The 12302-nt window shown below is 58.8% G+C and carries 11 protein-coding genes; 6 read left to right on the top strand and 5 right to left on the bottom strand.

Annotated elements, in window-relative coordinates:
* From F8J34_RS03040 to F8J34_RS03030, 3 genes are all read right to left on the bottom strand, one after another.
* Positions 1-664 (bottom strand): HAMP domain-containing protein (locus F8J34_RS03040; RefSeq protein ID WP_297056408.1); only part of this gene is annotated, 664 nt, incomplete at its 3' end.
* Complete coding sequence (locus tag F8J34_RS03035; RefSeq protein WP_297056406.1) at positions 642-1607, bottom strand: hydrogenase small subunit; 966 nt, start codon at positions 1605-1607, stop codon at positions 642-644. The genes F8J34_RS03040 and F8J34_RS03035, both read right to left, overlap by 23 nt.
* Positions 1608-1616: 9 nt before the next feature.
* On the bottom strand, positions 1617-3080 hold the full coding sequence (locus F8J34_RS03030) for a nickel-dependent hydrogenase large subunit (protein ID WP_297056404.1): 1464 nt from the start codon (positions 3078-3080) through the stop codon (positions 1617-1619).
* Positions 3081-3389: 309 nt separating this feature from the next.
* Between F8J34_RS03030 and bioA the strand changes: the two genes are divergently transcribed.
* Genes bioA through bioD form a run of 5 tightly spaced genes read left to right on the top strand, consistent with a single transcriptional unit; the run spans position 3390 to position 7945 of the window.
* Positions 3390-4772 carry an adenosylmethionine--8-amino-7-oxononanoate transaminase gene (bioA, locus tag F8J34_RS03025; protein ID WP_297056403.1) on the top strand — a complete coding sequence of 461 codons (1383 nt, stop codon included), beginning with the start codon at positions 3390-3392 and terminating at the stop codon, positions 4770-4772.
* Complete coding sequence (gene bioF, locus F8J34_RS03020) at positions 4769-5932, top strand: 8-amino-7-oxononanoate synthase (RefSeq protein WP_297056400.1); 1164 nt, start codon at positions 4769-4771, stop codon at positions 5930-5932. Before bioA ends, bioF begins: the two co-directional genes overlap by 4 nt.
* The gene (locus F8J34_RS03015; RefSeq protein WP_297056399.1) at positions 5914-6555 is read left to right on the top strand and encodes a pimeloyl-ACP methyl esterase BioG family protein; all 642 of its coding nucleotides are present in this window, start codon (positions 5914-5916) and stop codon (positions 6553-6555) included. Before bioF ends, F8J34_RS03015 begins: the two co-directional genes overlap by 19 nt.
* Positions 6549-7271: a methyltransferase domain-containing protein gene (locus F8J34_RS03010; protein ID WP_297056397.1), complete on the top strand. Its 723-nt coding sequence runs from the start codon at positions 6549-6551 to the stop codon at positions 7269-7271. Before F8J34_RS03015 ends, F8J34_RS03010 begins: the two co-directional genes overlap by 7 nt.
* Positions 7253-7945, top strand: a complete 693-nt coding sequence (gene bioD, locus F8J34_RS03005) for a dethiobiotin synthase (RefSeq protein WP_363315407.1) — start codon at positions 7253-7255, stop codon at positions 7943-7945. The genes F8J34_RS03010 and bioD overlap by 19 nt, the downstream gene beginning before the upstream one ends.
* Here the strand turns inward: bioD and bioB are convergent.
* Positions 7935-8864, bottom strand: coding sequence for a biotin synthase BioB (gene bioB, locus F8J34_RS03000; protein ID WP_297056396.1), 930 nt, complete (start codon positions 8862-8864; stop codon positions 7935-7937). The two genes, bioD and bioB, sit on opposite strands and share 11 nt — an antisense overlap.
* A 74-nt stretch (positions 8865-8938) precedes the next feature.
* A complete protein-coding gene (ppsA, locus tag F8J34_RS02995) occupies positions 8939-11371 on the bottom strand; it encodes a phosphoenolpyruvate synthase (RefSeq protein ID WP_297056393.1) in 2433 nt (810 codons plus the stop codon).
* A gap of 185 nt (positions 11372-11556) precedes the next feature.
* On the opposite strand from ppsA, the gene F8J34_RS02990 reads away from it, so the two are divergent.
* Positions 11557-12302: DNA topoisomerase (locus F8J34_RS02990; RefSeq protein ID WP_297056391.1), on the top strand; the 746-nt coding region annotated here is incomplete at its 3' end.

Genomic DNA, 12302 nt, shown 5'->3' with positions numbered 1-12302 from the left:
CCCCGATCTCGTTCCGCCCCGTAACCTCAAAACGATAGGTAAAATCGCCGTCCGAGATTCTGGCAATTCCTTTAACCAGCCTGGTTAAGGGACGACCTATGCTGAAGTGATAGAATACCCAGGCCAGGATCAATACCGCGAGAGCGGTAAAAAGTATTACATACAGTTGTCTGTGAACCAGTGCGGAAAAGCCCTGGAGGGTCTCTTTGGAATAAAAAAGCACAAAGTAACTATTGACCCGCCCCTCCTGCCAGCGAGGATGACACCTCAGGCAGTATCGGGAGGTCTTTATCGGGACCACCGAAACGATGGCCTGTTCCTTAAGATGGAGAGGGCTGGAAAGAAGAGCCCGATAATTCCTGCCCCTGGCCCCCTCCCTGGAGGAATATAACACCCGTCCCTTACTATCCGTAAGAGAGAACTCCAGCACCCCTTTCTCCTGGGCTATGACCCTGAGAAGTCGCGAAAAGTTGACCATGTTTCCCTTTCGGAGGGAGTCCACCGCCCCCTGAACCGCCACCCGCGAAAGATTCTGAAGATCCCTGAGCAAGGCGTTTTCAATCAGCCTCCGCACCTTTCCCTGGGTATAGTAGGTAATCCCTGTGAAAAAGAAACATATAAGAAGGACCAGGAGGGTGATTTTATGACTCAACTTGAGAACCATCTCCGCCTCCTATAAGGGCCTCGGGCCTTATCTTCTGGGGATCGGTGTAGATCCCCTCCTCCCGGGGCCAGGGCCAGGAGGGATGGGCACATCCCACACAGGGGGTATTGGCATCCACACACCAGGAAGTATTGCGGTTCCAGCGCCTTAAGGGACAGTCGGCATAGGTCACCGGCCCCCGGCATCCCATCCGGAAGAGACATTGCCTCTTATCCCGTGCGTAATCCATGACATAGCGATCCTGATTGAACCACTGGAAACGCTGGCAGTTGGAATGCACGACCTCACCGTAGTACATTACCGGCCGTCCATCCCTGTCGAGCTTGGGTAGTCGGCCGTAGGCCACGAAATAGGCCACCGTACCGGTAAAACGCACTCCGTTCATGGGGCAGCCCGGAATCCTCACCACGGGTTTCTCGATGCGGAGTTTTTTGAGATATTCCGGAAGACTCACGGCCCCGGTTTCGGGATTGGCCGCCGGAATCCCTCCGTAGGAGGCGCAGGTGCCGCAGGCGATAAGGGCAAGCGCTCCCTCAACCACCTCCTTCAAAAAATCCGCCAGGTACTCCTCCCGAATGGTGCAGGCCCCCTTCATCTTTAAGGGAATAGATCCTTCAAAGCAAAGGATATAACCTCCCTGCCCCTTCAATTCCTCGATAATGCGTAACACTTCCTCTCCCTGAGCCACGGAAAGGACCGGATGAAACTTGAGGTCCACCAAAGAGGTCAGAAGAGGGACCAATCCCGGGGAATCCGTATAAACCAGGGAGACCGAATCACCCGAACAGGCCTGCCCTGTAAGCCAGATCACCGGCGGTTCCTTGCGGGCGATCTTCATGAAGGCCCGGGCCAGGTCCTCCGTAAGACATTCCGTGCCGCAGAGGACCAGGGAAAGTTTTCCGCAGAACTTGAGGAATTCCCGCCGGGTGAAGTTCCAATTCATGCCGACCTCCTAATGGATACTGCAGGCCAGACAGGGATCGTAACTCCTTACCACCCTTCCCACCTCTATCAGCCCCTCTTTGAAACGCACCGGGCAGCCCTCCAGGGCCTTTTCCGCCGGCCCGGGGCGCCCCTCTGCATCCCGGGGAGAAAAATTCCAGGTACTCGGCACCACGCATTGATAGCGCGTGATACGCCCTTGCCTGGCCTCTACATAGTGCAACAGTTCTCCCCGGGCGGCATTGGAAAGCCCCAACCCGGAACCGGTTACCGGGGCCTCGGGATTGACGGTCTTTATGGTGGGTTCACGATAATCAAGGGCCGAAAGGGCCTCCTGACAGAATTCGAGCAGCAGAACCGTTTCCACCGCCCGGGCCAGATGTCTTCCCATGGTGGAAAAGGCCGCCCGTTCGTTCTGCCCGAGAGAGCGCAGGATCTGGAGAAGTTTTCTTCGCCCGCGGTTCGAAAACCAGACCCGGGAAAGAGGACCGGTCTCCATGGGATGGCCATCGTAGCGCGGGGCCTTGATCCAGGAATAGGCTCCGGCCTTGCCATAAGCGGGACGGGTCTCTCCCTCCCGGAAGGACCTGGCCCCTCCCTCGTAGTAGGAATGGGCCACATGTTCCACAATCTTTTCCACCTCAAAGGGCCTTTCCTCAAAGTCTATAAGGACCCCCGCCCGGAAAAGGGGTTCTCCCAGGGATCTGAATCCGCCGTAAGAAAGGAGGTTAAAATAGCCCTGCCCTATACGAAAATATTCCCGGTAAAGATGGCTCAGTTTGAGCACATCCGGAAGATAGGCATCCAGGGTAAACCGGTAGATCCGATCCACGATTTCCGAGACCTTGGCCGTCTTTTCGGGAGTAAGCTCCACGGTAACCCCACCGGGAAAAATGGTGTGGCTAAAAGGGACTTTTCCTCCGAGGACCGCCAGGGCCTGTGCCCCCGAGCCTACCACCTCCAGGGCCTCGAGGTAATGAGCCACGAAGGGTAAAGCCACCTCCGGGTCCCGGATATAATCTCCCGGAACCTTGCGGGTAAAAATCCACGGTTTTTTGTTCTTTACCCAGCTCTTTACCGCCGAAAGCAGCGGATCTTTCCCTTTATAGGCCAGGACCGCCCCGAAATCCACGTAATCCGGCAGGGCAAGATGGTAGAAGTGAAGAAGGTGGTCCTTGGCCATGTGCAGGGCAAGAATGATATCGTGAAGAAGCAATCCGTTCCGGGGAACCTCCAGCCCGTAAAGATCGGCCAGCGCCCTCGCAGAGGCCACCCCGTGGACCTCGTGACACACCCCGCAGATCCTCTGGGTGATGCGCTGGGCATCAAGAGGCCTTCGGCCAATAAGCAAATTTTCAAAGCCCCGATACATCTCCCCCCGGGCCCGGGCCGAAACTACTCGCCCCCCTCTAACCTCGGTCTCAATACAGAGGTGTCCCTCGATCCTGGTAAATGGCGAAAGAACCTTCTTCATAGTCTGAACGTTATTTTTAATATTTTGTTAACCGTATTTGCTTGGTGTTTTAACCTAAAGCTAGAGTAAATGTCAATACGTGAATTATTTCGATTTCAAAATTATCGCACCTTTGTATTTTCTGCTTACTTGAAAACTTTATCCCGCTATCTGTCTTATTCTGGACGGTCCGCCCGGAAGGCTGGATATTGATGGAGAACCAGGGAAGGAGCCCCTTGTTTTCTCATGGACTCTCCCGGGGGAGAGATCTGGAGTAAAATTCGGGCCAGGAGATTTTTCGGAAAAGACCCGGAAAGGAGAGTTTTACTTATGGATAAGAAACGGGTTCTCGAGATAGATCGGCGGCATATCTGGCATCCTTACACCCAGATGAAGGATTATGAGGGACGCGATCCGGAGGTGATCGTCCGGGCCGAGGGGCTTAAACTCTACACCGCCGAGGACCGCGTCCTTTACGACACCATTTCCTCCTGGTGGTGCAATCTTCACGGTCACCTTCATCCCCGGTTGAACCGCGCCCTGCGGGAGCAACTCGAGCGCCTGGAACACGTAAACTTTGCCGGCTTCACCCACCCTTACGCCGCGGAGGTGGTGGAAAGGCTCCTTAAGTTTCTGCCGGAAAAGCTTACCCGTTTCTTTTTCTCCGATAACGGCTCCACCGCGGTGGAGGTGGCCTTAAAGATGGCCTTTCAGTACTGGCAGAACCGGGGCGAGACGCGCCGCACCCGCTTTCTGGCCCTGAAGGAGGCTTACCACGGAGACACCCTAGGGGCGGTGAGCGTGGGCGGGGTGGATCTCTTCTTCCGCCTTTATCGTCCCCTAACCTTTGAGACCTTCAGGGCCCCGGCCCCCTATTGCTACCGCTGTCCGGAAAACCCTTCCCCGGATTTCACCCGGGATGCGAGCGAGGTCCGGTGTGATTTTTGGTGCCTCAAGGAGCTTCGCCGGATCCTTGAGGAACACGCGGAGGAAATCTGTGCGGTAATTGTTGAGCCCCGGCTTCTTGCCGCAGGGGGCATGATCGTTTATCCCGCGGAATATCTCCGGAGGCTCAGGGCCCTCTGCGATCGCTACGAGGTCTTTCTCATCTTCGACGAGGTGGCCACCGGTTTCGGACGCACCGGGGCCATGTTCGCCCTCGAGACCGCGGGGGTGGTTCCGGACATCCTCTGTCTCTCGAAGGGCCTTACCGCGGGGTACCTTCCCCTGGCTCTCACCGTGACCACCGAGGAGATCTATCAGGCCTTTTACGCGGACTACCTCGAGGGAAAGACCTTCTACCACGGCCACACCTTTACCGCCAATCCTCTCGCCTGCGCGGTGGCCGCAGAAAATCTCAAGATCTTTGAGGAGGAAAAGCCGCTGGAGAAAGGGGCGCGGGTGCGGGAGTTCTTCCATCGGAGGCTTCTGGAGCTCTTCTTCGATCGCCCCTATGTGGGAGACATTCGGTATCTGGGTTATGTGGGGGCGGTGGAACTGGTGCGCCATCGCCACACGAAGGAACCCTTCCCGCCGGAGTTGCGCCTGGGTTTCAGGGTCTATATGTCCTCCCTTGCCGAGGGCGTGGTCCTTCGCCCCTTGGGGGATGTGATCTACTGGTTCCTCCCTCTCTGCGTAACCGAGGAAGAGCTGGAGGAAATCCTTTCCCGAAGCCTGAGGGTCATAGAGGGGGTGGTAGGATCTCTTTCATGAACGAAGAGATTCGGCGGGAGCTTGAGGAGCTTGAAAGAAAGGGGCGGCTCAGGAGACTTCGCACCGTGGAGGCCCGGCGCGGGCCCTGGGTCAGGGTCTCCGGACGCTGGCTGCTAAACCTCTCCTCCAACGACTACCTGGGTTTTTCCGCCGAGCCCCCGGAGATTTCCGCCCTCACCGAGATCCTCGAAAGGTTCGGGCTCGGAGCCGGAGCGGCCCGGCTCCTTTCCGGAAATCACGCCCTTTATGCGGAACTCGAGGAGGAACTCGCCCGGCTTTACCGACGCCCGGCCCTCATCTTCTCCAGCGGATACCTCGCCAACCTGGGAGTCCTTTCCGGGCTCTGCGGAAGACGGGACGCCATCTTTTCCGATAAACTGGTCCACGCAAGCCTCATCGACGGGATGCGCCTTTCCGGGGCGGCCTTCTACCGCTACCCGCACCTTGATCTTGAGGCCTTAGAGGGGCTCCTTAAAAAACACCGGGGAAAACACCGCCGGGCGGTGATCTTAACGGAGTCGGTCTTTAGCATGGACGGAGACTTTCCGGATCTTTCCGCCCTTTCCGAACTTTCCGCCCGCTACGAGGCCCTCCTGGTGGTGGATGAGGCGCATGCCGTGGGGGTCTTCGGGGAGAAGGGGCTCGGGCTTTGCGAGGAACTGGGGGTGCTTTCCCGGGTGGATGTTCTCGTCGGCACCTTCGGCAAGGCCCTGGGAAGCTACGGGGCCTTTGTAGTGGCCCGGGAGGAGATCCGGGAGCTTCTCGTGAACCGGGCCCGAAGCTTTATCTTTACCACCGCGCTTCCGGCGGTGGTGGTGGCCGGGGCGCTTGCGGGGCTTAAGAGGGCGGTGGCCGCAGGCGATCGACGCAAAAGGGTGCGGGGCCTTTCCCGTTTTCTGCGAGAGGCCCTGAGGCTTCCTTCCCAAGGGCTTTCCTCCGAGGTGCCCATCGTTCCGGTCATCTTAGGGGAGGACCGGAAGGCCCTTTCGGTTTCGGAGAGGCTTTATGAGGCGGGGTTTCTCGCCCCGGCCATAAGGCCCCCCACGGTCCCCGAGGGCACGGCCCGGCTGCGCCTTTCCCTTTCTGCCACCATGAAGGAGCAGGATCTCCTGCGCCTTGCCGAGCACCTGAGGGATGAAATATGCGGGCCGTGCTCTTAGGGAAGGAAGGTGAACTTCGGGTGTTTTTCTGCGGCTGGGGCCTGGATGAGCGCCCCTTTCTGGAACTCGTCCCCCCGGGGAAAAGACTCCTTCTCCTTTACGACTACCGCGCCCCGGAGCCCCCCGCGGGAATCCCGGAGGAGGCGAGGGAGGCCCCGGTTCTTGCCTGGTCACTCGGGGTTTACTGGGCCCTTCGGTTAAGGGAGTTTTTCCGCGGACCCCTTATCGCCGTCTCCGGAACCGGGGCCTTTGCTAATCGGGAATTCGGAATTGATCCCCGGCTCGTAAGGCTCACCCTTAACGGTCTTAAACGCGAGGGCGAGGCGGTGCGGGAGAGGTTCTTTTCCCGGATGTTTTCCTCAGAGGACCACCTCAAACGCTTTTTCCGCAATCCCCCACAAAGGGCGCTTCCCGAGGTGGTGGAGGAGCTTTCGGCCTCGCTTACACTTCCACCAGTATTTCCTTCCCCCGGAGACTACCTTCGGGCCGTAATCCCCCGCGCGGACCGCATCTTTCCTCCTCGCGCCCAGAGGCGTTTCTGGGAGAGGGTCGGGGTTCCGGCCGAGGAGATACCCGAAGGACACTTTCCCTTTTATGCCCGGAGGGATCTCTGGTCGTGGTAGAGAGGCTTTCCCTTCTCAAAAAGCGCTTCCTTCGGGCCCTTCCCTCCTACGAGGAGGAGGCCCGGGTGCAGAGGCTCCTTTCCGAAAGGCTCCTTTCGACCATCCTTTCGGAAGGAAGGGCCTTTTCCCGGGTGCTTGAGCTCGGCTGCGGAACCGGTCTTTTCACCCGCCGGGCAAGAGAAACCCTTGAGACCCGGCTTTATGTGGCCTGCGATCTTCTTCCCGAGTGCGGAAGATGGGTGAGCCCTCTCGGGGTGAGGTTTCTTCTTGCGGATGCCGAAAGGCCCCCCTTTCGGGAAGGGGTCTTTGATCTAGTGGTGGGGTCCGCGGTGGCCCAGTGGTTCCGGGCCCCGAGGGAGGCCCTTTTTCGTCTTTCGGAACTTTTAAGACCCCGGGGACTCCTTGCCCTTTCCATCTTCGGCCCTAAGACCATGCGGGAACTTCCCCGAAGCGAGGTCCCCGCAGGGCTTCTTTCGGTTGAGAGCTGGCTTAAACTTTCTCCGCCCGGGTTTTCCGTGATCCGGGCCGAAAGGTATCTTGAAAAGGTCCCTTTTCCCGATGGTCTTTCCGTGTTAAGGCATCTAAAAAGGACCGGGGCCTCGGGGTATCTTCGCGGAAGCGGGGTTTCGCGCCTTAAGGCCTGGCTTCGCGAAAATCCGGGGCCTTTAGAACTTACCTTTGAGACCGGGGTGATCCTCTGGCGGAAGGAAGACTGATCTTCATCACCGGAACGGATACCGGCGTGGGGAAGTCCTACGCCACGGGGCTTCTTGCCCGGGCCTATCTTGAGCTCGGGCTGCGGGTCATCACCGCAAAACCCGTCCAGACCGGAGCCACCGAACCCGAGGACCTTCTCCTTCATCGCCGCATCATGAGGCTTCCTCCGGACCCGCCCGAGCTTCTCTCCTTAACCGGCCCTTATCTCTTCTCCTATCCCGCGGCCCCGGCCACGGCGGCCAAAAAAGAAGGGCGAAGGGTAGAGATCGCCCGGATCGTTGAGGCCTTAAGGAGGCTGCGCGCGACCTACGAGGTGGTGCTGGTGGAGGGGGCAGGCGGGCTCTTCGTGCCCTTTACCGAGGATCACACCTTTCTGGACCTCATCCAGCTCTTTCTCTCCCCGGTGGTGGTGGTTTCCGCAGCAAGGCTCGGGACCATCAACCACACGGTGCTAACGCTTGAGGCCCTGCGCCTGCGCTCTCTCGTGATCCCGGCCCTGATCTATAACCTCTACTTTGCCGAAGACGAATACCTCGCCGAAGAAAGTCTCTCGGACATCCTCCGGATCTTCGGTCCGCTTCCGGTCTTAAGGATGCCCGGGTTTTCCCCGGAAAACCCTCCGGTCGCCACGGTCAGGGAATTTTTGACGAAGACGCCCGGACTCAGGCCTTAAGGCCCGAGGTGTAGCCGAGATCAAGGATCATCTGCCGGTCGTCGGAAAGCCTCCGGCCCCGGGTGGTAAGATAGTTTCCCACCATGAGGGCGTCGCAGATGAGGGGCACGAAGACTTGAAGCTCGCGCAGGTTGTACTCCCGCCCGCCGCAGACCCGAATCTGGGTCCGCGGAAGTTTCAGACGCAAAGCCACCAGGATGGCAAGGCACTTAAGGGGCGTAAGATACCGGGCCCTTTCAAGGGGAGTCCCGGGTATGGGGTGGAGGAAGTTTACCGGCACAGAGTCCGGCGAAAGCTCGGCCAGGGTTTCGGCCAACTCAAGAATCTCCTCCTCGCTTTCCCCGAGGCCGAAGATCCCGCCGCAGCAGAGCGAAAGGCCGGCCTCCTTCACTCTGAGGGCCGTCTCGTAGCGGTCGCGCCAGCGCTGGTGGCTGCATATTCGGGGATAGAAACTTTCCGCGGTCTCAAGGTTGTGGTGATAGCGGGAAAGCCCGGCCGCACGAAGCATCTCAAGTTCCGGAAGGGAGAGTTGTCCCAGGGAGGCGCAGAGCTTAAGCCCCGGAAACTCACGGCGCACACGCTCCACGACCCGGGCAAGGCGCTCAAGCTCCCCGGACGAAGGTCTTACCCCGCTGGTCACCAAGCTGAAACGGTCGATCCCGGCGCGGGTCGCGGCCTCCGCGGCACGCAGGAGTTCGTCTTCGGAAAGGAGGGGATATTCCGGGGCGCGGGTTTTCCAGTGCGCGGACTGGGCGCAAAAACGACAGTCCGAGGGACAGCGCCCGCTTTTGGCGTTTACGATGGCGCAGGTCTCAACCCGCCTTCCGAAATGTTCCTCCCGGAGCCTTCTCGCCTCCTCAAGATAGGGCCAGAGCGAAATTTCTCCGGTAAGGAGGGAAAGAAGAGTCTCACGCTCCATGGGTTTAACTTTAACATAGAAAGGGGCGGCGTAAGCAGCGCCGCCCCTTATCCTCAAGCCCCAAAATGTGGGCCTTAGGCTTTTATTCCCAGTTGCTTCTCTTTTTCCGCCACCAGGAGTCTCGTTTTCACGATGGTGTCCGGGGTAAGGCTCATGGAATCGATGCCGCACTCCACCAGAAACTCCGCAAAGTCCGGGAAGTCGCTCGGAGCCTGCCCGCAGATCCCGATCTTCCGGCCCCGTTCCTTGGCCGTGCGGATCACCTGCCGGATGAGGCGTTTTACGGCCTCGTTCCTTTCGTCGTAAAGATGGGCCACCAGTTCCGAGTCGCGGTCCAGGCCCAGGGTGAGCTGGGTGAGGTCGTTTGAGCCGATGGAAAAGCCGTCAAAGATGTCGGCAAACTGGTCGGCCAGGACCACATTGCTCGGGATCTCGCACATGACATAGATCTCAAGCCCGTTTTCCCCCTGCTTGAGCCCGTGTTTTTCCATCACCGCGATGACCCGTTTCCCCTCCTCCGGGGTGCGGCAGAAGGGAATCATGACCTTGACATTAGTGAGCCCCATCTCGTCGCGCACCCGCTTTAAGGCCTTACACTCCAGGGCAAAGGCCGGCTCGTACTTGGGATCGTAATAGCGCGAGGCCCCGCGCCAGCCGATCATGGGGTTGTGCTCCACCGGCTCGTAGAGCCACCCCCCGAGGAGGTTGGCGTACTCGTTGCTCTTGAAGTCCGAAAGCCTCACGATCACATCATTGGGATAAAAGGCCGCGGCGATGGTCCCCACGCCCTGGGCCAGCTTGTCGATAAAGAACTCAGCCTTGTCCTCATAGGTGGGGGTGCGTCTTTCGATCTCCCGCACCAGGGCCCGGATGCGCCGATCGTTTTCGGCCTGCCTCTTGAGTTCCTCGTAGTTGAGAAGGGCCAGGGGGTGGATACCGATGTGGGAGCCGATGATGAACTCCAGCCGCGCAAGCCCCACCCCGTCGTTCGGGATCTGGCCCTGAGAGAAGGCTTGTTCCGGAATCCCTACATTCATCATGATCCGGGTGCGGGTGCGGGGGAGTTTTTCCAGGTCGATGCGTTCCACCTCAAAGGGCACCAGCCCTTCGAGCACCCGGCCCTCCTCGCCCTGGGAGCAGTCCACGGTGATCTCCATCCCGTCACTCACCACCTCGGTTCCGTTTCCGGTGCCCACGATACAGGGGATACCCAGTTCCCGGGACACGATGGCCGCATGGCAGGTTCTCCCGCCGCGGTTGGTGACGATGGCCGCGGCTACCTTCATGATGGGCTCCCAGTCCGGATCGGTCATGTCCGTGACCAGGACCTCACCGGGCTTGAACTCGTGGATCTGGGAGACATCCATGATCACCCGGGCCTTGCCCTGACCGATCTTGCTGCCCACGGCCTTTCCGGTGGTAAGGACCCGCCCCTCGCCCTTGAGCTTGAAGACTTCATAGTAGCGTTCGCGCTTGGCCCCGTGGACCGTCTCCGGACGGGCCTGGACGATGAAGAGTTCCCCGCTACCCACGGTCTTCCCGTCGCCGTCCTTGGCCCACTCGATGTCCATGGGCCGCCCGTAGTGTTCCTCGATGATCATGGCCCATTCCGCCAGCTTTAAAATCTCGTCGTCGGAAAGGACGAAGCTCTGACGCTCACGCCGGGTGGTCTTCACATCCTTTACCGGGTGCTCCGGATCCCGGCTATAGACCATCTTGAGTTCCTTGCTTCCTAGCTTCTTGGAAAGAATGGGCCGGAAGCCCTTCTTTAGGGTGGGCTTGAAGACATAGTATTCGTCGGGATTGACCTTACCCTGAACTACATTCTCCCCCAGGCCCCAGGCCCCGGTGATATAGACCACATCCCGAAAACCGCTTTCGGTATCCAGGGTGAACATCACTCCGGAGCAAGCCTTGTCGCTCCGGACCATCTTCTGCACCGCCACGGAGAGATAGACATGAAAATGATCAAAGCCCTTGTCCTCCCGGTAGGAGATGGCCCGATCGGTAAAAAGGGAGGCAAAACACTTCTTCACATATTCAATGACCTGCTCTGCTCCACGCACGTTTAAATAGGTTTCCTGCTGACCGGCGAAGGAGGCATCCGGAAGGTCCTCGGCTGTGGCTGAGGAACGCACGGCCACATCCACCCGGGGACCGTACTTTTCCTCCAGTCGATGATAGGCCTCGCGAATGGCCTCGGCCAGATCCGCGGGCATCCGGGCCTTGAGGATGAGATTCCGGACCTTCCTGCCCCGTTTCTGGAGGTTCTTGACATCGTGGGTATCCAGCCCTTCCAGGGCCTTACGGATCTTTTCGTCGAGATGATTCTCCCGGATGAAATAACGATAGGCCTCGGCGGTAACCGCAAACCCCTCCGGCACCCGCACCCCTTTAGGAGTCAGGTTACGATACATCTCTCCCAGCGAGGCGTTCTTCCCTCCCACCAGGGGTACATCCTTGATGGAAATCTCGTCAAACCATAGAATTAGGGGAGCGTTGCCCATAAAAACCTCCTTTTTAAAAATTTGGTCTTAGATGATTTGACCTTTAAAGGAAAGGGTTTAAATTGGAATGGGAAATGAAGATCTATACTCGATACATCCGAAATCTCGGCCATTGGTTCGGACCTGCTTAACCCGTTCGTTACCCAACAACCATAACAAAATCTTCCGAGGGGTGTCAAGCAAGCATGGAAAAGAAAGGGTTGATCGTAGTGGAATCCCCGACCAAGGTCCGCACTATCAAAAAAGTGGTGGGAAAGGATTTCGAGGTCTGCGCCTCGGTGGGACATGTGAAGGATCTGCCCAAGAATCGCCTGGGCGTGGATGTGGAAAACGGCTTTGAGCCGGAATACGAAATCATTCGAGGGAAAGCCAAGGTCCTTTCCGAGATCCGGAAACTCGCCCGCAGGGCCAGAGAGATCTATCTCGGTCCGGATCCGGATCGGGAGGGAGAGGCCATCGCCTGGCATATCGCCGAGGAGCTGCGATCCCTTAAAAAGCCCGTTCGGCGTCTGCTTCTCTATGAGCTTACTCCCCGGGGAATTCAAGAGGCCCTTTCCTCGCCGGCGGAACTCGATCCCCACCGCTACGAGGCCCAGCGGGCAAGAAGGGTGCTGGATCGTCTGGTGGGCTATCACCTCTCGCCCCTCCTCTGGGAGAAGGTCAAGCGCGGGCTTTCGGCCGGAAGGGTTCAATCCGTGGCCCTGCGCCTGATCTGCGAGCGCGAGGCCGAAATCCGGGCCTTTCGCCCCGAGGAGTACTGGACCATCGAGATCCTGGCCCGGACCCCCGGCGGGGAAACCCTTCCCGCCCGGCTGGAACGTCGCCAGGGGCAAAAGCTCCGGATCGGCTCCCGGGAAGAGGCCGAAAGGATCCTTCGGGAGCTGCGGGAACTCCTAGATCGGGAAAGACTCCGGGTCTCCGATCTGCGTCG

Source organism: Thermosulfurimonas sp., assembly GCF_015491435.1.
GTDB lineage: Bacteria > Desulfobacterota > Thermodesulfobacteria > Thermodesulfobacteriales > Thermodesulfobacteriaceae > Thermosulfurimonas_A.
Note: the sequence above shows the minus strand (reverse complement) of the source record. Positions and strands in the feature narration are given on the sequence as shown.

Excerpts from the sequence above, each read along its gene's own strand:
- bioB (WP_297056396.1), bottom strand. The coding sequence starts at position 8,864 with ATGGAGCGTGAGACTCTTCTTTCCCTCCTTACCGGAGAAATTTCGCTC.
- ppsA (WP_297056393.1), bottom strand. The coding sequence starts at position 11,371 with ATGGGCAACGCTCCCCTAATTCTATGGTTTGACGAGATTTCCATCAAG.
- F8J34_RS03015 (WP_297056399.1), top strand. The coding sequence starts at position 5,914 with ATGCGGGCCGTGCTCTTAGGGAAGGAAGGTGAACTTCGGGTGTTTTTC.
- F8J34_RS03035 (WP_297056406.1), bottom strand. The coding sequence starts at position 1,607 with ATGAATTGGAACTTCACCCGGCGGGAATTCCTCAAGTTCTGCGGAAAA.
- bioF (WP_297056400.1), top strand. The coding sequence starts at position 4,769 with ATGAACGAAGAGATTCGGCGGGAGCTTGAGGAGCTTGAAAGAAAGGGG.
- F8J34_RS03030 (WP_297056404.1), bottom strand. The coding sequence starts at position 3,080 with ATGAAGAAGGTTCTTTCGCCATTTACCAGGATCGAGGGACACCTCTGT.
- bioA (WP_297056403.1), top strand. The coding sequence starts at position 3,390 with ATGGATAAGAAACGGGTTCTCGAGATAGATCGGCGGCATATCTGGCAT.